Genomic DNA, 25,620 nt, shown 5'->3' on the forward strand with positions numbered 1-25,620 from the left:
GCGCGCGCCGGGGACGTCCGGTTGCTGTTGCGGTCCGCCTTCGCTTGTCGTTGTGGTCCGCCTCCGCCCCGTCTGGTGCCGGGCGGGCCCGGCGGCGTTCGGGGCGTGGGGGACGGGGGTGAGCAAGCTCCGGTGGGTGACGTTCCGCCGGGGCTAGCTGTCGGGGTGGCGTGAGGTCGGGGTGGCGCGACGTCGGGTGTCGGCTTGGGTCGTCGCGTGTCGGCTCCGGATGCCGGGCGGGCGGGTGCCCCGGACGCGTGCGGGGGGCAGGTGCGAGGTGTGCGGCTGCTCGGATGCGCGGCGGGCGGTTGCGCGGACGGGCGGTTGCGCGGACGGCGGGTCGGGTGTGCGCCGGGCGTGTGGCCGGGGCGTGCCCATGGGTGTGACGGCCCCCGTGACACCTCCGTTCCGCGCGGCATCCTCGCGCCGCGCGCCGCCTGCGGCGACCATGGGGCCCATGGCCACTCCACCCGTACCGCCCCAGCCGCCGGCCGGACCTCCGGGCGATGCGCCGCCTCCGGGCGGCGGTTACGGACCGCCCTCCCACGGCGGAGCCCCGCCGCCGGAACCTCCCGACGACCACGGGGACGGGGGAGGGCACGGGCCCGGCGGACGCCGGATCCTGCTCGTGCTGCTCGCCGCGGTCGTGGCCGTCACGGCGCTGTCCCTGATCGTGCTGTTCGCCACCGGCGACGACGACTCCCCGGACACGGAGCCGACCAGCACGGGCACCGAATCACCCGGCCCCTCGCTCGACCTCCCGTCCGGCTTCCCCAGCGGTCTGCTGCCCTCCGGGTTCCCGAGCGAGCTCCCGTCGGAGCTGCCGTCGGGATTCCCGTCCGAGCTGCCGTCCGAGCTGCCGTCCGGCTTCCCGACGGCGTGGCCCTCCGGCTTCCCCAGCCATCTGCCGAGCGGCCTCGAGTCCCTGCTGCCGTCCCTGGGCGAGGCCGCGGCGCGCTGACCTGCCCGCCCAGGGAACGTAGGTGTGCTGTGCCTACGGACCGGCGATGCCCTCAGCTCAGGGACCGGCGGCGTGCTCGACCTAGGGACCGTCGGTGCGCTCGGCCCAGGGATCTGCGCGCGCTCGCCTGGAAACCGGTGGCGCCTTCCGCCCAGGGACCGGCGGCGTGCTCGGTCCAGGGACCGGTGGCGCCCTCCGCGGCCGCCAGCGCGGTCGCCGGGTCCTGGGCGGGCGCTCCCGCCGGGGTCCAGCGGCCGCGTTCCTTGCGATAGGGCCACCAGCGCCCGTCCCGGCTCAGGCGCAGCTGGACGGGCGCGCCGACGACGGTCCACCGGTTGGCGCGGGCCTTCAGGGGTGGCCGCTCGTCCTCATCCCAGGCCGTGTCGAGCGCGGCACGCGCCCGGGCCAGGGCTTCCCGGTCCAGCGTCCACTCCTCGTCGAGCATCTCCAGGGCCTCCGCCCCGCTCAGCTGCCACGCACGGACCGCCACGGCCAGCCCGTCCCGGCCGCGCCCCGAACCCTCGGCGAGCCGGATCGCCATCTCCGGCGCGGGTTCCCCGGCGGCCAGCCGCACTGCGTCCTGAGCGACGGTCGCTCCGGGCACAGTCAGGTGCTCCTGGCGGCCCGACTGCCCCTCCCGCAGGGCCTCCGAGAGGAGCCGGTGTGCCTCCGCCGCGGTCCGGTCGGCCAGGAACTCCAGCGCGCCCGGGTCGATCCCGGCGGGTGGCGGAGTCTCCGTGTCCAGCGACGGGGGTGCGCCCGGCGCGGCAGGGAGCGCCGGAAGGTCCGGCAGCGGAGGCAGGACGACCCCGGTTGCGAACGCCTCGCCGGCGTCCACCCCGTGCCCGTCGTGCGCCCCGTGCATCCCGTTCGACTCGTGCGCACCGTCGGCCCCGGCGGGTCGGTCGTGCGGCCCCGACGTCCCGGCGCGCGACTCCAGCGCCTCCAGCAAGGCGCGTTCACTCCGCCCCCGCATCAGCAGCAGGACGAACGGGTCCTGGTCGAGCAGCCTGGCCGTCTGGTAGCAGAGCGCCGCCGTGTGACCGCAGTGGTCCCAGGCCCCGCAGTCGCACTCGGCCTCCAGATCGCCGAGCCCCGGCAGCAGCTCCACCCCGGCCAGCTCCGCGTCCTCCACCAGATGCGTCGGCATCTCCCGGTCGAGCAACGCCGCGACATGTCCGGCCCGTTCGGCCGCCATGTCCGCGAAGCGGTCCCACTGCTCGTCGGTCAGCTGCTGCAGCAGCACATCCGCCCGGTGCCCGGTGCCGTCGCGGTCCTGGACGACCGCCGTGATGCGCCCCGGCCGCACGGACACCGCGCCGACCGCGCCCGCCCGCGCGAGGCTGCGGCCCGCCTTGAGCTGCCCCGGATCCAGCGCCGTGCTCTCCAGCGCGGCCAGCCAGGCGCGCCCCCACCAGGTCAGGCCGAAGGCCCGCCCGCGCGCGGGCGGCAGCGCGGCGAACGTCCGCTGCGCACCGGCGCCTTCACCGCCGTGCTCACCGTCGTACCGGGTCATCGCCGTCATCGCCGTCCCCCTCGTTCGTCCTGGCGCAGCGCCACCAGGTCCGCCAGCTCCGCGTCCGTCAGCTCGGTGAGCGCCGCCTCGCCCGAGCCCAGCACCGCGTCGGCCAGCTCCCGCTTGCTCTCCAGCAGGGCGGCGATGCGGTCCTCGATGGTCCCCTCGGCGATGATGCGGTGCACCTGCACCGGCCGGGTCTGGCCGATGCGGTACGCCCGGTCCGTCGCCTGCGCCTCGACGGCGGGGTTCCACCAGCGGTCGTAGTGCACGACATGCTCGGCGCGCGTCAGGTTCAGGCCGGTGCCCGCCGCCTTGAGCGACAGCAGGAACACCGGCACCTCGCCCTCCTGGAAGCGCCGCACCATTTCCTCGCGCGCGGCCACCGGCGTGCCGCCGTGCAGGAGCTGGGCCGGAACGCCCCGTGCGGCGAGGTGCCGCTCCAGGATCCTGGCCATCGCCACGTACTGCGTGAACACCAGCACGCCCGCCTGCTCGGCGAGCACGGTGTCGAGCAGTTCGTCCAGCAGCTCCAGCTTGCCGGAGCGTCCCGCGACCACCGGGCGTTCCTCCTTGAGGTACTGCGCCGGGTGATTGCAGATCTGCTTCAGACCGGTCAGCAGCTTCACGATCAGGCCCCGGCGCGCCATCCCGTCCGCCTCGGCGATCTCGGCCAGCGCCTCGCGCACCACGGCCTCGTACAGCCCCGCCTGCTCCTGCGTGAGGGACACGGCGTGATCGGTCTCGGTCTTCGGCGGCAGCTCCGGCGCGATCCCCGGGTCCGACTTGCGGCGGCGCAGCAGGAACGGCCGCACCAGCCTGGCCAGCCGCTCCGCCGCGGCCGGGTCCCGGCCGGCCTCGACGGCATCCGCGTACCGGCTGCGGAAGGTGCCGAGCCGGCCCAGCAGACCGGGCGTGGTCCAGTCGAGGATCGCCCACAGCTCGGTCAGGTCGTTCTCCACCGGCGTGCCGGTGAGCGCCACCCGGGCGCGGGCGCCGATGGACCGCAGCTGACGGGCCGTCGAGGCGTACGGGTTCTTCACGTGCTGGGCCTCGTCGGCGACCACCATCCCCCAGTCGACCCCGGCGAGCCGGCCGGCGTCCAGACGCATCGTGCCGTACGTGGTGAGCACGAACTCGCTGCCCGCCAGACCGTCCAGGGAGCGGCGCGCCCCGTGGAAGCGCCGCACGGCGGTGCCGGGCGCGAAGCGTTCGATCTCGCGCTGCCAGTTGCCCATCAGCGACGCCGGGCAGACCACCAGCGTGGGTCCGGCCGCCGCCGGGTCGCTCTGCCGGTGCAGATGCAGCGCGATGAGCGTGACGGTCTTGCCGAGACCCATGTCGTCGGCGAGGCAGCAGCCGAGGCCCAGCGAGGTCATACGGGCCAGCCAGTCGAGACCGCGCCGCTGATAGTCGCGCAGGGTGGCGGCGAGCCCGGCCGGCGGCTCGACCGGCTTCTGCGCCTCGGGTTCCGCGAGCCGGTCGCGCAGCGCCGCCAGCCATCCGGTCGGCCGGACCCCGATCCGCCCCCCGTCCACCTCCACGGAGCCGGTCAGCGCCGCGCCGAGCGCCTCGACGGGCGTGACCTTGTGGGCCCGGCGGGCGCGGGCGCGCTCGATCTCCTGAGGGTCGATCAGCACCCACTGGTCCCGCAGCCGCACCACCGGACGGTTCGCCTCGGCGAGCCGGTCCAGCTCCGCCCGTGTGATCTGTTGCCCGCCGACCGCGAACGACCAGTCGAACGCCAGCAGTGCGTCCGCCGACAGAAACGACGGCCCCTGCGCGAAGCCGGCCGGCCCGGACTCCCGCTCCTCGTGGGCGGGGCCGACCTCCGCGCGGGTGGTCAGCCTCCGCGTCAGATCCTTCGGCCAGTGCACCTCGACGCCCGCACCGGCCAGCGCCCGCGTCCCCTCGCCGAGCAGATCGACGACCTCCTCGTCGGCGAGCTCCACCGCGTCAGGAACGGTGGTCGACAGCAGGGGCGCCAACGGCGGCCAGGCACGGGCCGCCCGCCGCAGAGCCAGCAGGGCGTCCCTGCACTCGGCCGCGCCGAAGGCGCCGCCGGAGGTGCCGCTCGAGGCCGTGGACCAGACGTCGGCGGCATCCGAGACGAGGGTCGGGTCGCTGACGCTGCGCACCTGGAGCACGGCACGGAAGGTCACCGGGGGTGAGGTGATGCCGTCGTCCGCGGAGGCGGTGCTGTCTTCCGGAGCGGCGGTGTCGTCAGGGGAGTTGATGGTTTCGTCCGGTGTACGGGCAGGTGGCACGGCCGCGTCCGCTGGGTCGTCGGTCAGTCCGTCCACCTCGATACGCAGGGAGAGCCGGACGCCCGCGTCATGGCCCGCGGCGACATCGGCGGCCCAGGCCCGCAGCTCCGGCAGCCGCTGCGGCCGCGGCGCGGTGTAGGCGGGGGTGCCGGTGACCAGGGGTGCGGCGGGGGTGCGGGGGAGGGTGTCGGCGACGGCGTCCAGGAAGGCGCGCAGCAGGCGTTCCGGGCCGGGCAGCCGCAGCGGCGCGTCGGAGTCCACGGGGACGGAGGTGGCCCTGCTGGAGTCCACGGGGACGGAGGTGGCCCTGCTGGAGTCCACGGGGACGGAGGTGGCCCTGCTGGAGTCCACGGGGACGGAGGTGGCCCTGCTGGAGTCCACGGGGACGGAGGGGTCCCCGCTGGAGTCCACGGGGATGGCGTGGGCCTCGGGCGGCATGGCGGCGGCCAGTCGGCGCACCGCCTCGATGTCCTCGGGGCCCAGTGGTCCCACGCGCCAGGCGTCGTGATCGGTGGGGGAGAGGCCGGGCAGCAGCAGCCCGCGGGCCACCAGCTGCAGGGCGTGCAGGGCGGCGGCGCCCCAGAAGACGGTGGCCCGATGGCCCTGACCGGAGGTGCGCGCGTGGAGGAGAAGGGGCAGGGCGGCACGCACCGGCACCACCAGCGCGGGCACCGTCATCTGCTCGGCGCCGTCCGGACCGGGCGCGACGACGGTCAGCTCCTCGAGCCGGCCCGGCTCGAGGGCTGGTGGCGGCGGTCCGTCGGGATGCCAGAAGGCGATGCGGCCGGTGCGGGCGGGGTCGCCCGGCAGGAACACGGCGGAGCAGTGGGCGAGCAGGGGCAGGTCGGAGGACGAGGAGGGCGGAGCGGGGGGAGTCGTCTGCGCGATGATGACCGAGTCCTCAAATTTGACTAGTACTGTCGGGGTCGCCGAGGGTACACCACGCTCGGCGCCGACCGGCTATGCCTCCTGTGGGAGTGGGGTCACTATGAAGGCTGAGGACGGGAGGAGGAGCTGAGGAAGCCCTAGGGGGCGTACTTCAGGGTCGTCTCAGGGACGAGACCAGGAACCGGCGCCGACGCGGGGCCGTTTTCACGACAGAGAGCGGCAAGGGCCGCGAAGGAGGCGACACTCATGTCGAAGAACGCGAAGATCGCCGCGGGGGGCGTGGCGGCCGGGCTCATCCTGCTCATATGGCTGCCCTGGTGGGCCGCCCTCCTGATCATCCTCGGCGTCCCGGCCGCTGCCTACCTCGCCCTGGACCCCTCCCAGCGGCGCAGGCTCCGCCGCGTCTCCCGCCGGGAGCTCGGCCGCTGAGCAGGAGCTGAAGGGAAGGGCCCAGGGGTTCGCGGGTCCGGAGACCGCGGAGGGCAGGGCACGCCTAGCGCTCTGACGTCCCGTCACCTCCCAGCGCGCAGGAGTTGACCACGTCGCCGTCCGCGGGCCTGGTGATCGTGTGGTCCGCGGGTGGCCGGACTCCGCGCTCCACCCAGGCGACCAGGGCGTCGAAGGCCGACCGGTGGCAGGGCAGGATCGGCCGCAGCCGGTCCGCATAGGTGTCGTAGAGCCCGTCCACGTGCGTACCGCCCTGCACCGTGTAGTAGCGGTGCAGCCCGCCGCGTCCGCGCGCCTCGATCATGCGGGCGTAGACATCGGAGTCGGCCGCCTTGGGGAGCAGGGCGTCCAGATCGCCGTGCAGGGTGATCAGCGGCTTGCCGATGCGTCCGCTCAGTGACACCCGGGCCACCGCGCGGTGCACGGAGGCGGGGCGTCCCGCGTAGTCGTAGGCGGCGTCGGAGGCGCACGGGGCGAGGATCTCCTCCGTGGTGCTCCCGGCCGAGGGACCCGGGCAGGCGGAGTCGTAGGAAGGGTCGAACTCGGCCCGGTAGATCTTCTGGGTCAGGCCCCAGTACGCCTTCTCGTGGTACGGCCACAGGAACTCCGAGCCCGGCGCGAAGCCCACCGCGTGCAGATCCTCGTCCCGCGCCCCGCCCAGCATGCGGGCCACCGTGGCCGGCAGCGAGGTGAGCAGATTGGGTCCGTCGGCGGTCCACAGCGCGCCCTCCCAGTCCACGCCGCCGTCGTACAGCTCGGGATGGTTCTCCAGCTGCCAGCGGGTGAGGTAACCGCCGTTGGAGATCCCGGTGATGTAGGTACGGCTTGGGGCGTGGCCGTAGCGCTGGGCGACGGCCTTCCGGGCGGCACGGGTGAGCTGGGTGGTCCGCATGTTCCACTCGGCGATCGCGTCGCCGGGCCGGCGGCCGTCCCGGTAGAAGTCGACTCCGCTGTTGCCCTTGTCGGTCGCGGCGTACGCGTAGCCGCGCGCCAGCACCTGGTCGGAGATCGCCTTGTCCGTGGCGTACTGCTTGCGGGTGCCGGGAGCCCCGGTGACGACCAGTCCGCCGTTCCAGCGGTCCGGCAGCCGGATCACAAACTGCGCGTCGTGCTTCCAGCCGTGGGTGTTGTTGAAGCGGGAGGAGTCCGGGAAGTAGCCGTCGATCTGGACCCCGGGGACACCGGAGGGGGAGCGGGTGTCCGCGGCCGTGAGGCCCGCCTGGTCGGCCATGTCGGTGTACGGGGTGCCGGCGAGCCCCGTCGTGGTCAGATCTGCCAGGCAGGCGCTGCGCTGATGGGCCGCGCCCGGCACCCGGACGCGCTCCTGACGGTCACAGTGGCCGTCCGCCGCCGCGGCGGAGGGAGCCGGAGCGGTCAGGGCGACCGAGGTGAGGGCGAGAGCGAGCAACGGAACGCCACGGTACGGGCGCATGACGGCCTCCGAGAGGGACAGGACGCGGGAAGAGGGCAGCTGCCGCTGCGTACGGCTGCCCCATGGTGGAGTCCCGTCCGGCTGTCAGCGATGGGTCGGCACCACATGGCACGGCGCCTGACCGTGGCGGTTCCCAACACCTGCGGTGTGGGCTCCCTGGTGAGCCCGAATGTGTGAGTCCGATCCCGTTGCCCGTCAACATGGCGCGACCGGAGGCCCGGCACGCCGTCCTCGGCGGCCGTATCGCCCGTCTCCGCCTTGCTCTCAGAGGAGTCGCACGCCGTCTGCGCGTCGTCCCCAGGGAGCCAGCCGCATCTCGTCTGTGCTTCGTCCCCGGGACAGCCGCACCGCCAGCCGCGCGTGGTCCTCAGGGGAGCCGCGCCGCCGCCCTGCTCAGGAAAGTCGCGCCGCCGTCCTCGCCGCTTCCTCAGGCAGGCGACCCGCCACTCTCAGCCGTCCCTCAGCCAGGCCGCACCGCCACCCTCGGCCGCCCTCAGCCATGCGGCACCGCAACCGGCCAGCCATCTCAGAGAGGCCGCACCGCAATCTTGTCGAGCGCCTCCAGCAACCCCGGCAGTTCCTTTCCGCGGCCCACCGGGAGGACCTCGTTGGGCTCGTCGTCGAGCAGGACGAAGGCGATGTCGTCCGTCCGGGCCACGAGGGACCAGCCGGGGCCGTCGGCCCGCAGCGTGCGGGCCCCTCCCGGGGCGAAGGAGGAGCGGACGCGTCCGAGCGGCGGCGGCGCGTCGATGTACGCGCGCGCCTCGGCCAGGACCCGCCGGATGCCGGGATGACGCGGCTGCCGTGCCTCGCCCGGGGCGTCGCCGGAGTCGCCGTCACTCCCGGCGTCCGCATCCTCCGAGCCTTCGGAACCAGTGCTCCCGCCGTCCTCCGCCGCAGCGGTGTCGCCCTCTCCCGGCATCACGAACGCGCTGTCGTCGACCTGTTCGCGCCAGGTGGCCCACTGCTGGGCGATCTCGTCGGCGCCCAGGCGCCGTTGGGCCGGGCCCCAGACGCTGGTGTCCGGCGGGGTCAGCGGCGGACGGCCGGCGATCTCCGGGTCGGGATCGTGCGGCGCGGGCACGTTCGGGGCCGCCACGGCGACCGCGAGGGGCCAGCCGGGCAGCGCCGTGACCACCGTGCGCTCGTCCGGCGAGAGGTCGTGCTCCATGCCGCAGTCCCAGGAGGCGATCGCGACCGCGACCAGGGAGACGTCGTCGACCACCACGGTCCACCGGGCGCCCTCGCCGTCCTGGCCGAGAACCAGCCCGTAGCCGTCGGCCACGGGAGGCAGATCGAGCGCCGCGCACGCCTCCGGGTAGTCGTCGCCCAGCACACTCGGGAACTTCGCCGGCGTCAGCAGCACCGCCGTGAGCACATAGAGCGCGTCGTCCTCGGCGGCGACGGCTTCCTGGTCCGTCCCGGCCATCCCAGCCTCCCCATCGGTTCGTCCGTCGGCGCGCACCCTATGCCGACCCCGAGCCCCTTGTCACGACCCGGCCCGCACTGCCGGAGCTGCAGTTTTCCTGCCGGACGGGCGAATCGGCCATGCGCCGGGGGACGAATCAGACGGCGGGCAGCCCAAGGAGCGACCGTGCGACCGTCCGCGGGGACTCGTCGCGCTCCCGGGCCAGCGCGATCACGGCCCGGCACGCCAGTTCATTGACCCCGAACGACAGCGCCTCGGGCGACACCCAGCCCGCCGCCTCCTCGATGCGGTCCTGGTCGTCCTCCGCGCAGGCCGAGACGTACGCCGCCGCGGCCTCGAAGAGGTTGTGCGGACGCTCCCGCCGCGCCGGCCGCTCCTCGGTGCGGAGACTGCCGATCACTCTGCCGCCGAACTTGCGAACCCTGCCCCACATCGGTCCACCCTCCCGCTGAGCGGTTGCCCTCGCCGACCGTGCATCTCCTCTCCCTCAACGTAGAGTTGGAAGCGCCGTCGCAGAAGAGGGCGACCGCGGGCGCTCAGGGCGTACGCACCGCCAGCGACAGAAATCGGTCGTCCCGGTCGACGTACGAGGTCATGCGCCAGCCCGAACCGGCCAGCAGCGGGCGCAGACTGGGCTCGGCGCGCAGATCGTCCGGAGTGATCCGCCGTCCCTGGCGCGCCGCGAGCGCCGCCCGCCCCACGGGATGGAACAGCGCCAGCACCCCTCCGCGCCGCACCACGCGCGCCAGCTCCCGCAGGTTCTCCGCCGGCCGGGGCAGATGGGCGATCAGACCCGCCGCGAACACCGCGTCCAGCGAACCGGAGCGCAGCGGCAGCGCGGTGACATCGGTGAGCAGCAGCACCCCGTCCCGGTCCCGGCCCTTCCCGACCGCCTCGTGCAGCATCTCCGGGGTCAGGTCGGCCCCGATGACCACGCCCGAGGGACCCACGGCGGCACGCAGCGGCGGCAGGGCCCGCCCGGTGCCGCAGCCCGCGTCCAGCACCCGGTCGCCCGGGCGCAGTCCCAGCTCGGCGACCGCCGCCTCGTAGGCAGGACCGTCGTCGGGGAAGCGCCGCTCCCAGCCGGCGGCCCGCGCGGCGAAGAACTCCTGGACACGTGTGTGGTCGTCGCTCATGCTCCGCATGATCCCTCACCGGTACGGAGGACGCCGCTGCGCGCACGTTCGAGCGCGAGGCGATCGTTCCGGCGCATTTCGGCGTCATATTCCAACACCTTTCGAAACGCGCCCCCTTCGTGCGCCCACGCACCCCTAGCGTCCCGGAGCCATGGGACACCTGGACCACGCCGCCCTGGGGTGGCTTACCCCCGTGCTGTCGTACGTGATGGCCTGCACCGGCGCCGCTCTCGGACTGCGCTGCACCGTCCGCGCCCTCGCCACCACCGGCCGCTCCCGCCGCAACTGGCTGATCACCGCCGCCTCGGCGCTCGGCACCGGCATCTGGACCATGCACTTCGTGGCCATGCTCGGCTTCGGCGTCAGCGGCACCGAGATCCGCTACGACGTACCCCTGACCATCGCCAGCCTGCTGGTCGCCATGCTCGTCGTCTGCGCCGGCGTGTTCGCCGTCGGCTACAGCCGCGACCGTGGCCGGGCGCTGCTGCTCGGCGGGCTCACCACCGGCCTCGGCGTCGCGAGCATGCACTACCTCGGCATGGCGGCGGTGCGGCTGCACGGCGAGGTGAGCTACGACCCGGTGCTCGTCGGCGTGTCCGTGCTGATCGCCGTCGTCGCGGCCACCGCCGCGCTGTGGGCGGCGCTCAACATCAAGTCGCCCGTCGCGGTCACCGTCGCCTCACTGATCATGGGCGCGGCGGTCACCAGCATGCACTACACCGGAATGCTCGCGGTCGGCGTCCGCGTCACGCCCTCCGGAGAGGCCCTGCCCGGGGCCACGGTGATGCAGTTCATCTTCCCGCTCGCGGTCGGTCTCGGATCCTACCTGTTCATCACCTCGGCCTTCGTCGCCCTGTCGCCGACCGCGAACGAGCGCGAGGCCTCGGCCTCGGCCCAGCGGCCCGTCGAACCCGCCACCTTCTGACCGCACGTACCCGCCACCTTCTGACCGCGCCCGGACCCGCCGTCCTCCGGCACCCGCACCCGCCGCCCCCTGACCGCACCCGCACCCGCCGCCCCCTGACCGCACCCGGACCCGCCGTCCCCGGACGGCACCCGGGGGTACGGCACGGCACCGATGCGGCGACAGGCCCGCCCCGACCACCCTCGAGCGAGGAGTTCATGCGCCCACCCCGTAGGAGCCCCGCGGCCCGCGCCGAAGCGCCGCCCCCACCGCCCCGGCGCGGCCGGCGCGCCCACGCCGGACCGCCCGCCGACGAAGGCCCGGGCCCGCGGGGCACCGCGGTACCCGCGCGTGCCGGACGGAGGCTCAGCGGACCGCGCACCGTGCGCGCCAAGATCGTCTGCCTGCTGATGGTGCCCGTGGTCTCCCTGCTCGCCCTGTGGGGCCACGCCACGGTCACCACCGCCCAGGACATCGCCGGACTCCGCCAGATCCAGCGCGTCGACACCAAGGTCCGCGCCCCGCTCGCCGCGGCCGTCGCCGCCCTCCAGGCGGAACGTTCAGTCGCGGTGCGCCGCGTCTCCGACGCCTCCTCCGTCCCCGACCAGGACCTCACCGAGCGCGCCCGCGCCACCGACCGGGCCGTCGCCCGCCTGAAACTCGGCGGCAACGGCACCGTCGCCTACGGCGAGGAACTGCCCCGCACCGTCGCCGACCGGCTCCAGACGTTCGTCTCCGCCGCCGAACGGCTCCGCCCGCTGCGCACCGACGTGCGCGAGGGCGAAGCCGCCTGGCGCACCACCTACGACCGCTACACCGGCACCATCGCCGCCGCCCTCGGCGCCGTCGGCTCCCTCACCGGCCTGCAGGACGCCGACCTCGGCTCCGACGCCCGCGTCCTGCTGGAGTTCTCCCGCGCCGGCGAGGCACTGGCCCAGGAGGACGCGCTGCTGGCCGGCGCCCGGCTGAACGGCCGGCTCGACGGCGAACGGCTGCGGCTGTTCACCGGAGCCGTCGAACTGCGCCGCACCCTCACCGACTCCGCCGTCGCCGACCTGCGCGGCGCGGAACGCACCGCCTGGGCCGAACTCGCCCGCGGTGACGCCTACGCCGCCCTCGCCGCCACCGAGGACAAGGTGCTCTCCGGCGGTTCCGGCACCCGGGCCGTCCAGGCGGCACCCGCCCGCACCTGGAACACCGCCCACACCCGCGTCCGCGACGGCATGCGGGCCATCGAGGACGAGGCCGGCCGGGGCGTCGCCCGCCGCGCCGACCCGCTCACCCGCGGACTGCTCACCCCGGCGGGCGCCGCCGTGCTCTTCGGCCTCGCCGCGGTCGCCGCCTCCCTCGTCATCTCGGTGCGCATCGGCCGCGGCCTGGTGGTCGAACTGGTGCGGCTGCGCAACGACGCCCTGGACATCGCCCGCTGCAAACTCCCCGAGGCCATGCGCAGGCTCCGGGCCGGCGAGGAGATCGACATCGACGCCGAGGCCCCGCCCGGACCGCCCGCCCAGGACGAGACCGGCCAGGTCGCCGAGGCCCTCGGCACCGTGCACCGGGCCGCGCTGCACGCCGCCGTGGAGCGCGCCGAACTCGCCGGCGGCATCTCCGGGGTCTTCGTCAATCTCGCCCGCCGCAGTCAGGTCCTGGTGCACCGTCAGCTGAGCCTGCTGGACAGCATGGAGCGGCGCTCCGACGACCCGGGCGAGCTGAGCGACCTGTTCCGCCTGGACCACCTCACCACCCGGATGCGGCGCCACGCGGAGAGCCTGATCATCCTCTCCGGGGCGGCACCCGGCCGCGCCTGGCGCATGCCGGTCTCCCTCACCAACGTGGTGCGCGCCGCGGTCTCCGAGGTCGAGGACTACGCCCGGGTCGAGGTGCGCCAGCTGCCCGAGGCGTCCGTCGTCGGAGCGGCGGTCGCCGACCTCACCCACCTGCTCGCCGAACTCATCGAGAACGCCGCCCAGTTCTCCCCGCCGCACACCCGTGTGCGGGTCACCGGTGAACCCGTCGGCAACGGATACGCCATCGAGGTGGAGGACCGGGGACTCGGGATGGGCAAGGAGTCCCTCGCCGAGGCCAACCGCCGCATCGCCCGGTCCGAGGCGCTCGACCTCTTCGACAGCGACCGCCTCGGCCTGTTCGTGGTCAGCAGGCTCGCCGCCCGGCACGACATCAAGGTGCACCTGAAGACCTCGCCGTACGGCGGCACCACCGCGGTCGTCCTGCTGCCCACCAGCCTGCTCGACGACAGCACAGAGGACCGCTCCCGGGGCGAGATCCGCCCGGCCCGCCCGGCCGAGGAGCGCGCGTTCGCCGCCGTCGCCGGCGACGGGGACACGCACGTCGCCGCCGTTGCCGGCGAAGGGGGCACGCAGGCGCGGGTCTCCCGCGACCTCCCGCGGCAGCGGGCCGTGCCCGCCCCGGACGGGCGGCCCTCACTGGTGGCCCCCGCGGCACCCCCGGCCGACGTGACGGACGCCGCCGCCCCGAACCCACCCCAGGGAGCCGCCCCCTTGCGCCTGCACCGCCCCCAGCAGGAGCCGGCCGGCTCCGACGACCTCCCGCGCCGCGTGCGGCAGGCGAGCCTCGCCCCGCAGCTGCGCGAGCAGCCTCCCGGCACACCCGCCCCGGCCCGGCACGACGAGGACGAGCGCACCCCCGAACTCGTACGGGACCGCATGGCCGCCTACCGCGCCGGCTGGGCGCGCGGCGGCGGCAGACAACCCGGCCGCGGCGGCGCAGCCGGCCCCCACAGGCAGCACCACGGCAGTGAAGGAGACCCCGCATGATCCAGGACCCCAGCAGGCGAGGCACCCGGCGGACCGGTGAACTCGACTGGCTGCTGGACGACATGGTGTGCCGCGCCGCCGATGTCCGGCACGCCGTGGTGCTGTCCAACGACGGGCTCGCCGTGGGCGCCTCCACCGACCTCGGCCGGGAGGACGCCGAGCACCTGGCGGCCGTCGCCTCCGGATTCCACAGCCTCGCCAAGGGAGCGGGCCGGCACTTCGGGGCCGGCGGAGTGCGCCAGACCATGGTGGAGATGGACGACGCCTTCCTCTTCGTGGCCGCCGCCGGAGAGGGCTCCTGCCTCGCCGTCCTCACCGCCGTCACCGCCGACATCGGCCTCGTCGCCTACGAGATGGCACGGCTGGTCAAACGCGTCGGCGAGCACCTGTACACCGCGCCCCGCGTCGGCGCGCGGCCCACCCCCGCCGGATGAGGAGAGAACAGCGGCCCGAGCCGATGACCGAGCACACGACCGGCTTCCCGAGCGAGCCCGGCAGCCAGTGGTACGACCAGGAGGCCGGGCCCCTCGTCCGCCCCTACGCCATGACCGGCGGACGCACCAGGCCCGCCGTCACCGGCGTGCACTTCGACCTGATCGCCCTGGTCACCCTCGACCCGGCAGCCCCCGGCATCGACGACCCGGCGCTCGGACCGGAACACCGCACCCTGATCGAGCTGTGCCGGCCGGAGACCCAGTCGGTCGCCGAACTCGCCGCGGGCGCGGACCTGCCCGTCGGCGTGGTCCGGGTCCTCCTCGGCGATCTGGTGGAACGCGGCTGTGTCACCGTCAGCAGGCCCGTGCCGCCCGCGCACCTCCCCGACGAACGCATCCTCCGCGAGGTGATCGCCGGACTGCGGGCCCTGTAGCCGCCCGCCCCCGTTCCCGTGCCGCGCGGTGCCGCCAGCCGCACCCGCGACCGCCCCGTACCCCTGCCGACCGCGGCCGGCACTCGAGAGAGAAGTGATCCATGGCCCCTGAGCACCCCGACACCCCCGGCGGCGACCCGACCGCACTGGCGCTGAAGATACTGGTCGCCGGCGGTTTCGGCGTGGGCAAGACCACCCTGGTCGGCGCGGTCAGCGAGATCAGGCCGCTGCGCACCGAGGAGATGCTGAGCGAGGCGGGCCAGCTGGTCGACGACACCGGCGGCGTGGACCGGAAGTCCACCACCACCGTCGCCATGGACTTCGGCCGCATCACCATCCGCTCCGGGCTGTCCCTGTACCTCTTCGGCACCCCGGGACAGGACCGCTTCTGGTTCCTGTGGGACGAGGTGGCCCAGGGCGCCCTCGGCGCGGTGGTCCTCGCCGACACCCGGCGCCTGGAGGACTGCTTCCCCGCGGTCGACTACTTCGAGCACCGGGCCATCCCGTTCGTGGTCGCCGTCAACTGCTTCGCCGGAGCGCGCCGCCACGCCCCGCAGGACGTCAGCCGCGCGCTGGACCTGGACGCCGGAACGCCCGTGGTGCTGTGCGACGCCCGCGAACGCGAGTCGGGCAAGGAGGTGCTCATCCGCCTCGTCGAGTACGCCGGCCGCCGGCACACCGCCCGGCTGCTGGACTCGGTGGGCTGACCAGGGGGTTCTGCCGGAGGGGACCGGCGGTTCGAACGGCGGTCCCCTCCGGCCGTGGGGCAGCTGACGGTCCGAGCTGCCATGTGCGGTGACGGTCACATGGGCAGCGACAGAAGGCGAACCGGGCCGGGAGGCCACTTCTCAGCGCCACCAAGGGAGGTCCACATGGCCGGCAGGGGCATGGTGAGCTCGCCGTCCGGCTGTTCGGCCGTCACGTCGGTGGGCAACGGATCCCACCCCATCCTCCGGTAGACGGACACACGGTCCGGACGGCAGAACAGGAGGCCGAGCTCAAGCCCCCGTTCCGCGGCGTGGGCCATGGCCGCGGACACGACGAGCCCCGCCAGGCCACGGCCTCGCAGGCCCGGGGCGACGATCACGCCCCCCAGGCCGGCCACTTGTAACGCGGTGCCGTCGACGGAGACGGGTACGGCGACCCAGGCGGCATGGGCCACCAGGCGGTTCTCCGCCCGGACGCCGAAGTGGTGTTCCTTGGGGCGCCAGGTCAGCCCCAGGGCGGAGACCTCGAACGGATCGCGGTCGTCCCCGGCCATGTCGCGCAGGTCGGCGGACGTGTACTCCTCGAGGGCCTCCACCCGGGGGGAGGGGAGGAGTGTGTCGGTCCGCGCGTTCCTCGGGTCGTCCTGCATCTTTCAGCCTTTCTGTGTGGCCCGGGACGGTCTGTGTGGTGCCTGGTTGGAGCAGCCGGTGATCCGTGCCCCGGGCCCCGTCGTCACCCCGCCAGTCCCTTCTCCGCCAGCACCTTGTCGATGGTGACGCGGACCAGGAGTTCGCCGGGCACGCCGTTGCGCTCCCCGAACTCCTCCGCGCGGTCCTCGCCCATGTAGCGTCCGCCGATCCTGGCCGCCCAGCGCCGCAGCTCGACGGGGTCGTCCACGAAACGCGCCCGGCCGTGCAGGATCACGTAGGCGAACGGCGGCCGTTCGTCGTCCACGCACAGGGCGACCCTGCCGTCCCGCGCCAGATTGCGCCCCTTCACCGTCCGCGCCCCGGTGTTGAACACCAGCTCGTCGCCGTCCAGCAGGAACCAGATCGGCGCCACATGAGGGCTGCCGTCCGCCCGCACGGTGCACAGCTTGCCGGTGCGGGTCCCGTGCGAGACGAACGCCCGCCATTCCTCGTCGGTCATCTTCTCTGCCATGGCTCCATCCTGCTTGCTCGGCGCCCGCAGGTGGGGAAGGCTGGCGCGGGGAGAACACACGGGGAGGGCGCGCATCATGGCGCAGAACCAAGGACTCGACTGGCTGCTGGACGACCTGGCCGAGCGGGTCGAACACGTACGGCACGCACTGATCCTGTCCAACGACGGGCTGGTGACGGGTTCGAGCACCGGTCTGCGGCGCGAGGACGCCGAGCACCTGGCCGCGGTCTCCTCCGGACTGCACAGCCTCGCCAAGGGATCGGGCCGTCACTTCGGCGCGGGGTCGGTGCGCCAGACGATGGTCGAGTTCGACGACGCGGTCCTCTTCGTCACCGCAGCGGGCAGCGGCAGCTGTCTGTGCGTGCTCAGCGGCGCCGAGGCCGACATCGGGCAGATCGCCTACGAGATGACCCTGCTGGTCAACCGGGTGGGCGAGCACCTCGACGTGGACGCCCGGCAGCACGCAGCGGACCCCGGGCCCGCCCTCTGACCTCGGCCGCAGCACGCCTCTGACCTGCGCATTTGTGGGTGTGGTCGAAGTTGTCCACAGGGTCAACACGGAGAGTGACAATTCGGATACGGTCTTTTCCGGCGGGCGCACCCGGCGCCCGGCCGCACACGTCCCACGGGGGAGACCACCATGTCCGGAAACACCGTCACGTCCGTCCTGCCGCCCGTCGCCGCCGAGCGCCACAGGCCCGTCCGCGACACCTGGCTCGAGCCGAGCCGTGCGGCGCGGGAGCTGGGCCTCGAGCGCCACGAGTTCGACCTCGCGGTGCGGCTCGGCCGCATCCGCACCCGGCCCGTCGGCGGGGGAGGCGGCGGCCGCGCGGTCGCGCGTACCGAGATCGCGAGGCTCCGCGCCCGGCCCGGCTTCCCCGAAGCGCTGCGCGCCGGCGTGGAGACGGTGGGCGCCGCACGAGGCGCCGCCCTGATGAAGGTGACCGAGGACCGCTTCACCCGTCTGGCCCGGCTCGGTCTGCTGGTTCCGGTGCGGTTCACGCTCGGCCCGCACGGGGCCGTCGACTGGCTCTATCTGGCCGAGGAGCTGCGCCGGTTCGCCGCCGCCGAGGAGAACGCCGGACTGCTCACCGGCCGCCCGCCCGGTGCCCTCGGCGGCCCGCTCGACTCCGGCCTCGACGTGCGGCCGCGCAACTGGCGCAACCGGCACCTGGGATGCCTGCTCCGCCTGGCCGACGGCGACCCCTGGGGCCGCGCGGGAGCCGTGGCGTCGCTGCTCGCCCCGCTGCAGGTCGCCGAGGTGGTCAAAGACCCCTACGAGCGCTCCCATCTGAACGTATTCCGCGCGGCGCCCCCGGTCGGCGGGGCATCGGGGCCCTCCGCCGTCCGGCTCGCCGAAGAGCTGACGACCGCGCAGGACGAGGACGAGATCGCCTGGTTGCGGGCGGAGCTGGCGGGCCTGGTGGCCGAGGCACGCGAGCACCGTCCGGCACCCAGGCCGGCGCCACGCTCTCACCGGGCCGTGTGCACGGCTGCCGCGGAGCCGGACCGGCCTCTGGGCAGACTGCGGGACTGCCTCGGCCGCCGGTGGCGCCGGAGCGGCGAACGGTGATCTACAGCGCGCGGAACAGGCCCTCCTGCACGACGGACACCAGCATCCGCCCCTCGCGGTCGTAGATCCGCCCCCGGGCCAGGCCCCGTCCGCCCGTGGCGATGGGCGACTCCTGGTCGTAGAGGAACCACTCGTCCGCGCGGAACGGCCGGTGGAACCACATGGCGTGGTCCAGCGACGCCATGTCGAAGCCCCGCGGCCCCCACAGCGGTTCGACCGGGATGCGGACGGCGTCCAGCAGGGTCATGTCGCTGGCGTAGGTGAGCGCGCAGGTGTGCACCAGCGGGTCGTCGCCGAGCGGGCCGACCGCCCGCATCCACACCGCGCTGCGCGGCGCGGCGCCCTTCACCTCCTCGGGGTCCCAGCGCAGCCGGTCCACATAGCGGATGTCGAAGGGCTGACGCCGGGCCATCCGTTCCAACTGCTCCGGCAGCGTGCCCAGATGTTCCCGGATCTCGTCCGTGACCGTCGCCAGCGACTCCGGGTCCGGCACCTCACGCGCCGGCGGCAGCTGATGTTCAAAACTGCCCTGCTCGGGCTGATGAAAGGAAGCGGTGAGATGGAAGATCGTGCGGCCCTGCTGCACCGCGGTGACCCGGCGGGTCGTGAACGACCGCCCGTCCCGCACGCGTTCCACCATGTACACGATGGGCACACCCGGCCGCCCGGGACGCAAAAAGTACGCGTGCAGCGAGTGCACGGGCCGGTCGCCGTCCGTGGTGCGCCCCGCGGCGACCAGCGCCTGGCCGGCCACCTGGCCGCCGAAGACCCGCTGCAGCGACTCCTGCGGACTGCGGCCCCGGAAGATGTTCACCTCGATCTGCTCCAGATCGAGCAGGTCGACAAGCCGTTCGGCAGGGTTCGTCATGGCTGCGGTACTCCCGTGTCACAGCTGCCCGACGTCGGTGACCCGCACGACCGCGCGGCCCTCGGCGTCGGAGGCGGCCAGATCGACCTCGGCGCTGATGCCCCAGTCGTGGTCCCCGTTGGGGTCGTCGAAGATCTGCCGGACCCGCCACAGCCCGTTCTCCGGCTCCTCGTCGATCAGCAGCAGCTTGGGGCCGCGGGCGTCGGGGCCGGTGCCCAGCTCCTCGTACTCGTCCCAGTACTTGTCCATCGCCTCGGCCCAGGCGTCCGCGTCCCAGCCCGACTCGGCGTCCAGCTCGCCCAGTTCCTCCACCCGGTCCAGCGCGGCGAGCTCCACCCGGCGGAACATCGCGTTGCGCACCAGCACCCGGAAGGCGCGCGCATTGGCGGTGACCGGCTTGACCTGGTCGGCCTTCTCCTGCGCCTCCTCGGCGGTCATCTCCTCCGGGTTGGCCAGCTGCTCCCACTCGTCCAGCAGGCTCGAGTCGACCTGGCGCACCATCTCGCCCAGCCAGGCGATCAGATCCTGCAGGTCCTCCGACTTCAGGTCGTCCGGGACGGTGTGCTCCAGCGCCTTGTAGGCGCTGGCGAGGTAGCGCAGCACGATGCCCTCGGTGCGGGCCAGCTCGTAGAAGGACACCAGCTCGGTGAAGGACAGCGCCCGCTCGTACATGTCCCGCACCACCGACTTCGGCGACAGCGGATGGTCACCGACCCACGGGTGGCTCTTGCGGTAGGTGTTGTACGCGTGGAAGAGCAGCTCCTCCAGCGGCTTCGGGTAGGTGATGTCCTGGAGGCGCTCCATGCGCTCCTCGTACTCGACACCGTCCGCCTTCATGGCGGCGACCGCCTCGCCGCGCGCCTTGTTCTGCTGGGCGACGAGGATCTGGCGCGGGTCGTCCAGCGTGGACTCCACCACGGACACCATGTCCAGCGCGTACGACGGCGATTCGGGGTCCAGCAGCTCGAACGCGGCCAGCGCGAAGGTGGACAGCGGCTGGTTCAGCGCGAAGTCCTGCTGGAGATCCACGGTCAGGCGCACGATGCGGCCCTCGGCGTCCGGGGTGTCCAGCTTCTCCACGATGCCGCCGTCCAGCAGCGAGCGGTAGATGGCGATGGCCCGCCGGATGTGCCGCAGCTGCTGCTTGCGCGGCTCGTGGTTGTCCTCAAGGAGGCGGCGCATCGCCTCGAAGGCGTTGCCGGGACGGGCGATCACCGACAGCAGCATCGTGTGCGTCACCCGGAACCGGGACGTCAGCGGCTCCGGCTCGGAGTCGATGAGCTTCTGGAAGGTCTTGTCGGTCCAGCCGACGAACCCCTCGGGAGCCTTCTTGCGCACCACCTTGCGGCGCTTCTTCGGGTCGTCGCCCGCCTTCGCCAGCGCCTTCTCGTTCTCGATGACATGCTCGGGCGCCTGCGCGACCACGAAGCCCTCGGTGTCGAAGCCGGCCCGTCCGGCGCGGCCAGCGATCTGATGGAACTCACGGGCGCGCAGGGTCCGCACCCGGTTGCCGTCGTACTTGGTCAGCGCGGTGAACAGCACCGTGCGGATGGGCACATTGACGCCCACACCCAGGGTGTCCGTCCCGCAGATCACCTTCAGCAGGCCCGCCTGGGCGAGCTTCTCCACCAGGCGCCGGTACTTGGGCAGCATGCCGGCGTGGTGCACGCCGATGCCGTGGCGCACGTAACGCGAGAGATTGCGGCCGAACTTGGTGGTGAAGCGGAAGTTGCCGATCAGCTCGGCGATCTGCTCCTTCTCCTCGCGCGAGCACATGTTGATGCTCATCAGCGCCTGCGCCCGCTCCACCGCCTGCGCCTGGGTGAAGTGCACGATGTACACCGGCGCCTGACGGTTCTCGAGCAGGTCGGTGAGCGTCTCGGTCAGCGGGGTGTAGCGGTACTCGTAGGACAGCGGCACGGGCCGGGTCGCCGAGCGGACCACCGCCGTCGGGCGGCCGGTGCGGCGGGTGAGGTCCTTCTCGAAGAAGGACACATCACCCAGGGTCGCCGACATCAGCACGAACTGAGCCTGCGGCAGCTCCAGCAGCGGGATCTGCCAGGCCCAGCCGCGGTCCGGCTCGGCGTAGAAGTGGAACTCGTCCATCACGACCTGGCCGACGTCCGCCTGCCGGCCGTCGCGCAGCGCGATCGACGCCAGCACCTCGGCCGTGCAGCAAATGACGGGAGCGTCCGCGTTGACCGAGGCGTCGCCGGTGAGCATGCCGACGTTCTCGGTGCCGAACAGCTTGCACAGCTCGAAGAACTTCTCCGACACCAGCGCCTTGATGGGCGCCGTGTAGAAGGTGACCTCGTCCCTGGCCAGCGCGGCGAAGTGGGCCCCGGCGGCGATCATGCTCTTGCCGGAGCCGGTGGGCGTCGAGACGATCACATTCGCCCCGGACACCACCTCGATCAGCGCCTCCTCCTGGTGGGGGTAGAGCGTGAGACCCCGCTCCTGTGCCCACGACTCGAAGGCTTCGTACAGGGCGTCGGGGTCGGCGGTCGGCGGCAGCTGATCGATGAGGGTCACGTCCCCATCTTGCCTGCCCGCCCACCGGAACCGGGAATCGGATGCGGGTACGAAGATCGCGAACGCTACGCTGTGCCGTCGGCAGAGGGGAAGCAGAGCCGGCGAGCGGGCCGGCGGTACACGAGGAACGGGGCGGGCAACGGCGATGATGGGACCAGCACACTCACTTTCGGGCGCCGCGGCCTGGCTCGGCGTCGGTGCGGCGAGTGCCGCGGCCGGACGTCCCATGCCCTGGCCGGTGCTGCTGGCGGGCGCGCTGATCTGCGCGGGGGCAGCGCTCGCCCCCGACCTCGACCACAAGGCGGCCACCATCTCGCGGTCCTTCGGACCGCTGTCCCGCTGGCTGTGCGAGATCGTCGACAAGCTCTCCTACACCGTCTACAAGGCCACCAAGATGCAGGGCGATCCGCGCAGATCCGGCGGCCACCGCACGCTCACCCACACCTGGCTGTGGGCGGTGCTGATCGGCACCGGCACGTCGGCGCTGGCGATCTTCGGCGGGCGCTGGGCGGTGCTGGGGATCCTCTTCGTGCACATGGTGCTCGCCATCGAGGGGCTGCTGTGGCGGGCGACCCGGGGCTCCAGCAGCGACGTCCTGGTGTGGCTGCTGGCCGCGACCAGCTCCTGGATCCTCGCGGGTGTCCTGGACCAGCCGGGCAACGGCTCCGACTGGCTGTTCACCGCGCCGGGCCAGGAGTACCTGTGGCTGGGGCTGCCGATCGTGCTGGGCGCCCTGGTGCACGACATCGGAGACGCACTGACGGTGTCCGGCTGCCCGATCCTGTGGCCGATACCGGTGGGCCGCAAGCGCTGGTACCCGGTCGGGCCGCCGAAGGCGATGCGGTTCCGCGCGGGCAGCTGGGTCGAGCTGAAGGTGCTGATGCCGGCGTTCATGGTGCTCGGCGGAGTGGGCGGCGCGGCCGCGCTCAACGTGATCTGAGGAACCTGAGGGATCCAGTCGGTGCCCTGCCGGGTGACCCGAGTGATTCGAGCTGTGCCCCGCCGGGGGCGGCCTCAGCCGGCTGCCCCGCCCTCGCCGCCGTACCGGCGCTCGAAGCGGGCGACGCGTCCCTCCGTGTCCACGGTGCGGGCCTTGCCCGTGTAGAAGGGGTGGCTCTCGGAGGAGATCTCCACGTCCACCACGGGGTAGGTCTGGCCGTCGTCCCACTCGATGGTCTGGTCGCTCTTCGCGGTGGACCGGGTGAGGAAGGCATACCCGGCGGCGCGGTCGCGGAAGACGACCGGGTGGTAGTCGGGGTGCTTGTCCTGCTGCATGGCTGCTCCCTGTTCGGGGTGGTCCGGCCGGTCGGGCCGGCGGGCAGGGCTGGGGGGCAGGTCCGGGGCCGGAGGTCAGCCGGGCAGGGAGTCCTCGTCGACGATGTGCACGGCGGCCTCTTCGGCGGAGGCGGCCGCGCCGTCGATGCCGACGTCCCGGGCGACCAGGGCTTCCTCCTCGTCCTCGTGCGCCCCTTCGTCGGGGGCCACCAGCCGGCCGGAGCGGATCGCGCCGACCTCGCTGTCGAGGAGTTCGCCGTCGGTGCCGTCGCTGTCGCCGAGACCGTCGCCGTCGGGGGCGGCGGCGGGATCGGGCAGTTCCTCGGCGAGCCGCTCGTCGAGCGTCTCGCCCTCGAGGCGCTCGGCCGCGGTCACCCCGTGGTGCTCCACCGCCCACGGTCGCTCGGGCGGGGACCAGCCCCGGTCCAGGGGGTCGGCGACGCCGTCGTCCTCCAGGGTGTCCTCGGCGTCGAGAAGTCCGGCGTCGTCCTGGATCTCGGACGCGTCGGGCTGGTAGACGTCGTCTCCCCATCCGTCGGCGCTGCTCACGGGTACCTCCAGGGGTCGGGGACAGGATTGTTCCCGCCGTGGCCCGCACCGGGCCGCCTCTGCACGGGGCACTGGCGCCGCCGGCCCCTTCTCCGGGGTGCCGGCCGTTCCCCGAGCCAATGCCTGACTCCAGCCTTCCACCCCGCTTCGGCACCGCGCAACGGCACGACTTCCGCACAGGGGGTCACACGGCACGCCCGCACCGTCCGGGGGCCCGGGGCACGGGCCGCCCCGGGCCGCCCGCCCGCACCGAGGGCCGGGCAGCCGGCGGGACGAGCCCGGAAAGGAGTCCGCCCCAGCGGTCCGGCGTTCGCCTCACCCGTGCCAGGACCGCCACAACGCCGCGTAGGCGCCGTCCGCCGCGACCAGTTCCTCGTGGCTGCCCAGCTCGCTGATCCGGCCGTCCTCGACGACGGCGATCACGTCCGCGTCGTGGGCGGTGTGCAGCCGGTGCGCGATGGCGAGGACCGTGCGGCCGTCCAGGACGCGGGCCAGGGACCGCTCCAGGTGCCGGGCCGCGCGCGGGTCGAGCAGGGACGTCGCCTCGTCCAGGACCAGCGTGTGCGGATCGGCGAGCACCAGCCGGGCCAGCGCGACCTGCTGGGCCTGGGCCGGGGTGAGCGCCACTCCGCCGGAGCCGACCTCGGTGCCGAGTCCGTCGGCGAGCGCGCGGGCCCAGCCGTCCGCGTCGACCGCAGCGAGCGCCGCCCACAGCTCGGTGTCCTGCGCGTCGGTTCGGGCGAGCCGCAGGTTGTCGCGCAGGGAGCCCACGAAGACGTGATGCTCCTGGTTGACCAGCGCCACATGCGAGCGGACCTGCTCCGCGGTCATCCGGCTCAGCTCCGCGCTGCCCAGGGTGACCGAGCCGTCGCGCGGCTCGTAGATGCCGGCCAGCAGCCGCCCCAGCGTCGACTTGCCTGCCCCGGAGGGGCCCACCAGGGCCATCCGCGTGCCGGGCGCGACCTCCAGCGACACCTTGCGCAGTACGTCCACACCCTCGCGGTAGCCGAAGCGGACCTCCTCCGCCCGCACCTGCCGCCCGTCGGGCGTGAGCGTGGCGTCACCGGCGTCGGGTTCGATGTCCCGCACCCCGACCAGCCGGGCCAGCGACACCTGCGCCACCTGCAACTCGTCGTACCAGCGCAGGATCAGCCCGACCGGCTCGACCAGCATCTGGGCGATCAGCGCGCCGGTGGTCAGCTGGCCCACCCCGATCCAGCCCTGCAGGACGAACACCCCGCCGATCATCAGCACCGAGCCGAGCACGGTCACATGGGTGATGTTGACGACCGGGAAGAGCACCGACCGCAGCCAGAGCGTGTAGCGCTCCCACGCCGTCCACTCCCTGATCCGCCGGTCCGACAGCGCCACCCGGCGCTCGCCGAGGCGGTGCGCCTCCACGGTCCGCCCGGCGTCCACGGTCTCGCTGAGCGCGGCGGCCACGGCGGCGTAACCGGCGGCCTCCGACCGGTAGGCGGAGGGCGCCCGCCGGAAGTACCAGCGGCACCCGGCCACCAGCAGCGGCACGGCCACCAGCACCGCCGGCGCCAGCTCGGGCGCGGTGACCACCAGACCGCCCAGCAGCAGCGCGGCCCACACCACCCCGATGGTCAGCGTCGGCACGGCCTCGCGCATGGCATTGCCGAGCCGGTCGATGTCGGTGGTGATCCGGGACAGCAGATCACCCGTGCCGGCCCGCTCCAGCACCCCGGGCGGCAGCCCGACCGACCGCACCAGGAAGTCCTCGCGCAGGTCGGCCAGCATCCGCTCGCCGAGCATCGCCCCGCGCAGCCGCATCTGGTGCACGAACACGGCCTGCACGAGGAGCGCGAGCACGAACAGACCGGCCGTGAGCTCCGGATGCAGCTCCCGCGCCCCGCCCGAGACCCGCTCGACCAGGGTGCCGAGCAGGTAGGGCCCCACCATCGAGGCGATCACCGCGACCGCGTTCACGGTGATCAGCAGCAGGAAGGCCCGGCGGTGCCGGCGCAGCAGTTCTCCGACGTACGCGCGGACGGTGGCGGGGGCACCCACCGGCAGGGTGCCGGCCGTGGTCGGGGCCGCCGGGTCGTGGGCCGGGGGCGCCACGCCGATCATGCCGTCTCCTCGATCTCTTCGAGTTCCTCGAGCTCTTCGAGTTCCTCGAGCTCTTCGAGTTCCTCGAGCTCTTCGAACGTCTCCAGCCGGTGCAGCACCTCCGGCGCCGCTCCGCGATCCTCCGGCGCCGCTCCGCGATCCTCCGGCGCCGCTCCGCGATCCTCCGGCGCCGCTCCGCGATCCTCCGGCGCCGCTCCGCGATCCTCCGGCGCCG

At 73.6% G+C, this 25,620-nt stretch carries 23 protein-coding genes and 1 pseudogene; 10 read left to right on the top strand and 14 right to left on the bottom strand.

Annotated features, from left to right (window positions below):
* The first annotated feature begins 457 nt into the window (after nucleotides 1-457).
* Nucleotides 458-961 carry a hypothetical protein gene (locus tag ABD207_RS01755; protein ID WP_344009440.1) on the top strand — a complete coding sequence of 168 codons (504 nt, stop codon included), beginning with the start codon at nucleotides 458-460 and terminating at the stop codon, nucleotides 959-961.
* 52 nt (nucleotides 962-1,013) lie between these two features.
* On the opposite strand, the gene ABD207_RS01760 is transcribed toward ABD207_RS01755, so the two are convergent.
* Both ABD207_RS01760 and ABD207_RS01765 read right to left on the bottom strand, forming a co-directional pair.
* On the bottom strand, nucleotides 1,014-2,477 hold the full coding sequence (locus tag ABD207_RS01760; RefSeq protein ID WP_344009575.1) for an SWIM zinc finger family protein: 1,464 nt from the start codon (nucleotides 2,475-2,477) through the stop codon (nucleotides 1,014-1,016).
* A gap of 5 nt (nucleotides 2,478-2,482) precedes the next feature.
* Nucleotides 2,483-5,560: a DEAD/DEAH box helicase gene (locus ABD207_RS01765; RefSeq protein ID WP_344009442.1), complete on the bottom strand. Its 3,078-nt coding sequence runs from the start codon at nucleotides 5,558-5,560 to the stop codon at nucleotides 2,483-2,485.
* A gap of 318 nt (nucleotides 5,561-5,878) precedes the next feature.
* Between ABD207_RS01765 and ABD207_RS01770 the strand changes: the two genes are divergently transcribed.
* A complete protein-coding gene (locus ABD207_RS01770; RefSeq protein WP_167997791.1) occupies nucleotides 5,879-6,061 on the top strand; it encodes a hypothetical protein in 183 nt (60 codons plus the stop codon).
* Between the two features lie 64 nt (nucleotides 6,062-6,125).
* Here the strand turns inward: ABD207_RS01770 and ABD207_RS01775 are convergent, their stop codons facing one another.
* The 4 genes from ABD207_RS01775 to ABD207_RS01790 all read right to left on the bottom strand — a co-directional run bounded on the left by ABD207_RS01775 (nucleotide 6,126) and on the right by ABD207_RS01790 (nucleotide 10,076).
* Nucleotides 6,126-7,511, bottom strand: a complete 1,386-nt coding sequence (locus ABD207_RS01775; RefSeq protein WP_344009444.1) for a tannase/feruloyl esterase family alpha/beta hydrolase — start codon at nucleotides 7,509-7,511, stop codon at nucleotides 6,126-6,128.
* 526 nt (nucleotides 7,512-8,037) lie between these two features.
* Entirely contained in the window at nucleotides 8,038-8,940 is a 903-nt protein-coding gene (locus ABD207_RS01780) for a hypothetical protein (protein ID WP_344009446.1), read from the bottom strand.
* Nucleotides 8,941-9,076: 136 nt separating this feature from the next.
* Nucleotides 9,077-9,373 carry a hypothetical protein gene (locus tag ABD207_RS01785; protein ID WP_344009448.1) on the bottom strand — a complete coding sequence of 99 codons (297 nt, stop codon included), beginning with the start codon at nucleotides 9,371-9,373 and terminating at the stop codon, nucleotides 9,077-9,079.
* 103 nt (nucleotides 9,374-9,476) lie between these two features.
* Nucleotides 9,477-10,076, bottom strand: coding sequence for a class I SAM-dependent methyltransferase (locus ABD207_RS01790; protein ID WP_344009450.1), 600 nt, complete (start codon nucleotides 10,074-10,076; stop codon nucleotides 9,477-9,479).
* A 151-nt stretch (nucleotides 10,077-10,227) separates the two neighbouring features.
* Here ABD207_RS01790 and ABD207_RS01795 point away from each other — a divergent pair, with 151 nt between their 5' ends.
* The 5 genes from ABD207_RS01795 to ABD207_RS01815 all read left to right on the top strand — a co-directional run bounded on the left by ABD207_RS01795 (nucleotide 10,228) and on the right by ABD207_RS01815 (nucleotide 15,350).
* Nucleotides 10,228-11,001: an MHYT domain-containing protein gene (locus ABD207_RS01795; protein WP_344009452.1), complete on the top strand. Its 774-nt coding sequence runs from the start codon at nucleotides 10,228-10,230 to the stop codon at nucleotides 10,999-11,001.
* Nucleotides 11,002-11,198: 197 nt separating this feature from the next.
* A complete protein-coding gene (locus ABD207_RS01800) occupies nucleotides 11,199-13,775 on the top strand; it encodes a sensor histidine kinase (protein ID WP_344009454.1) in 2,577 nt (858 codons plus the stop codon).
* Nucleotides 13,772-14,209 (top strand): roadblock/LC7 domain-containing protein, encoded by a 438-nt coding sequence (locus ABD207_RS01805; RefSeq protein WP_344009456.1) that lies wholly within the window; start codon nucleotides 13,772-13,774, stop codon nucleotides 14,207-14,209. The genes ABD207_RS01800 and ABD207_RS01805 overlap by 4 nt, the downstream gene beginning before the upstream one ends.
* Before the next feature lie 23 nt (nucleotides 14,210-14,232).
* The gene (locus ABD207_RS01810) at nucleotides 14,233-14,643 is read left to right on the top strand and encodes a DUF742 domain-containing protein (protein ID WP_343997325.1); all 411 of its coding nucleotides are present in this window, start codon (nucleotides 14,233-14,235) and stop codon (nucleotides 14,641-14,643) included.
* A 101-nt stretch (nucleotides 14,644-14,744) separates the two neighbouring features.
* Nucleotides 14,745-15,350 carry a GTP-binding protein gene (locus ABD207_RS01815; RefSeq protein WP_344009458.1) on the top strand — a complete coding sequence of 202 codons (606 nt, stop codon included), beginning with the start codon at nucleotides 14,745-14,747 and terminating at the stop codon, nucleotides 15,348-15,350.
* A 95-nt stretch (nucleotides 15,351-15,445) separates the two neighbouring features.
* Here the strand turns inward: ABD207_RS01815 and ABD207_RS01820 are convergent, their stop codons facing one another.
* Nucleotides 15,446-16,000, bottom strand: a complete 555-nt coding sequence (locus tag ABD207_RS01820; protein ID WP_344009460.1) for a GNAT family N-acetyltransferase — start codon at nucleotides 15,998-16,000, stop codon at nucleotides 15,446-15,448.
* Between the two features lie 83 nt (nucleotides 16,001-16,083).
* The gene (locus tag ABD207_RS01825; RefSeq protein ID WP_344009462.1) at nucleotides 16,084-16,512 is read right to left on the bottom strand and encodes a PPOX class F420-dependent oxidoreductase; all 429 of its coding nucleotides are present in this window, start codon (nucleotides 16,510-16,512) and stop codon (nucleotides 16,084-16,086) included.
* Nucleotides 16,513-16,588: 76 nt separating this feature from the next.
* On the opposite strand from ABD207_RS01825, the gene ABD207_RS01830 reads away from it, so the two are divergent.
* Nucleotides 16,589-17,002, top strand: a complete 414-nt coding sequence (locus ABD207_RS01830; RefSeq protein WP_344009464.1) for a roadblock/LC7 domain-containing protein — start codon at nucleotides 16,589-16,591, stop codon at nucleotides 17,000-17,002.
* Nucleotides 17,003-17,152: 150 nt separating this feature from the next.
* Nucleotides 17,153-18,085: a DUF6397 family protein gene (locus ABD207_RS01835; protein ID WP_344009466.1), complete on the top strand. Its 933-nt coding sequence runs from the start codon at nucleotides 17,153-17,155 to the stop codon at nucleotides 18,083-18,085.
* A gap of 1 nt (nucleotide 18,086) precedes the next feature.
* On the opposite strand, the gene ABD207_RS01840 is transcribed toward ABD207_RS01835, so the two are convergent.
* Together ABD207_RS01840 and ABD207_RS01845 are read right to left on the bottom strand one after the other, a co-directional pair.
* A complete protein-coding gene (locus tag ABD207_RS01840; RefSeq protein ID WP_344009468.1) occupies nucleotides 18,087-18,953 on the bottom strand; it encodes an acyl-CoA thioesterase in 867 nt (288 codons plus the stop codon).
* A gap of 18 nt (nucleotides 18,954-18,971) precedes the next feature.
* Nucleotides 18,972-21,485 (bottom strand): DEAD/DEAH box helicase, encoded by a 2,514-nt coding sequence (locus ABD207_RS01845; protein WP_344009470.1) that lies wholly within the window; start codon nucleotides 21,483-21,485, stop codon nucleotides 18,972-18,974.
* A 145-nt stretch (nucleotides 21,486-21,630) separates the two neighbouring features.
* Here ABD207_RS01845 and ABD207_RS01850 point away from each other — a divergent pair, with 145 nt between their 5' ends.
* Nucleotides 21,631-22,425: a metal-dependent hydrolase gene (locus tag ABD207_RS01850; RefSeq protein ID WP_344009472.1), complete on the top strand. Its 795-nt coding sequence runs from the start codon at nucleotides 21,631-21,633 to the stop codon at nucleotides 22,423-22,425.
* Between the two features lie 74 nt (nucleotides 22,426-22,499).
* On the opposite strand, the gene ABD207_RS01855 is transcribed toward ABD207_RS01850, so the two are convergent.
* The 4 genes and pseudogenes from ABD207_RS01855 to ABD207_RS01870 all read right to left on the bottom strand — a co-directional run.
* Nucleotides 22,500-22,760: a type B 50S ribosomal protein L31 gene (locus tag ABD207_RS01855; protein WP_344009474.1), complete on the bottom strand. Its 261-nt coding sequence runs from the start codon at nucleotides 22,758-22,760 to the stop codon at nucleotides 22,500-22,502.
* Between the two features lie 75 nt (nucleotides 22,761-22,835).
* Complete coding sequence (locus ABD207_RS01860; RefSeq protein WP_344009476.1) at nucleotides 22,836-23,309, bottom strand: DUF5709 domain-containing protein; 474 nt, start codon at nucleotides 23,307-23,309, stop codon at nucleotides 22,836-22,838.
* 315 nt (nucleotides 23,310-23,624) lie between these two features.
* A complete protein-coding gene (locus tag ABD207_RS01865; protein WP_344009478.1) occupies nucleotides 23,625-25,406 on the bottom strand; it encodes an ABC transporter ATP-binding protein in 1,782 nt (593 codons plus the stop codon).
* A pseudogene (locus ABD207_RS01870) lies at nucleotides 25,403-25,620 on the bottom strand (hypothetical protein); the annotation flags it as partial. The pseudogene ABD207_RS01870 and the gene ABD207_RS01865, both read right to left, overlap by 4 nt.

The sequence above is a fragment of the Streptomyces thermospinosisporus genome (genome assembly GCF_039526425.1).
GTDB classification, from domain to species: Bacteria; Actinomycetota; Actinomycetes; order Streptomycetales; family Streptomycetaceae; genus Streptomyces; species Streptomyces thermocarboxydovorans.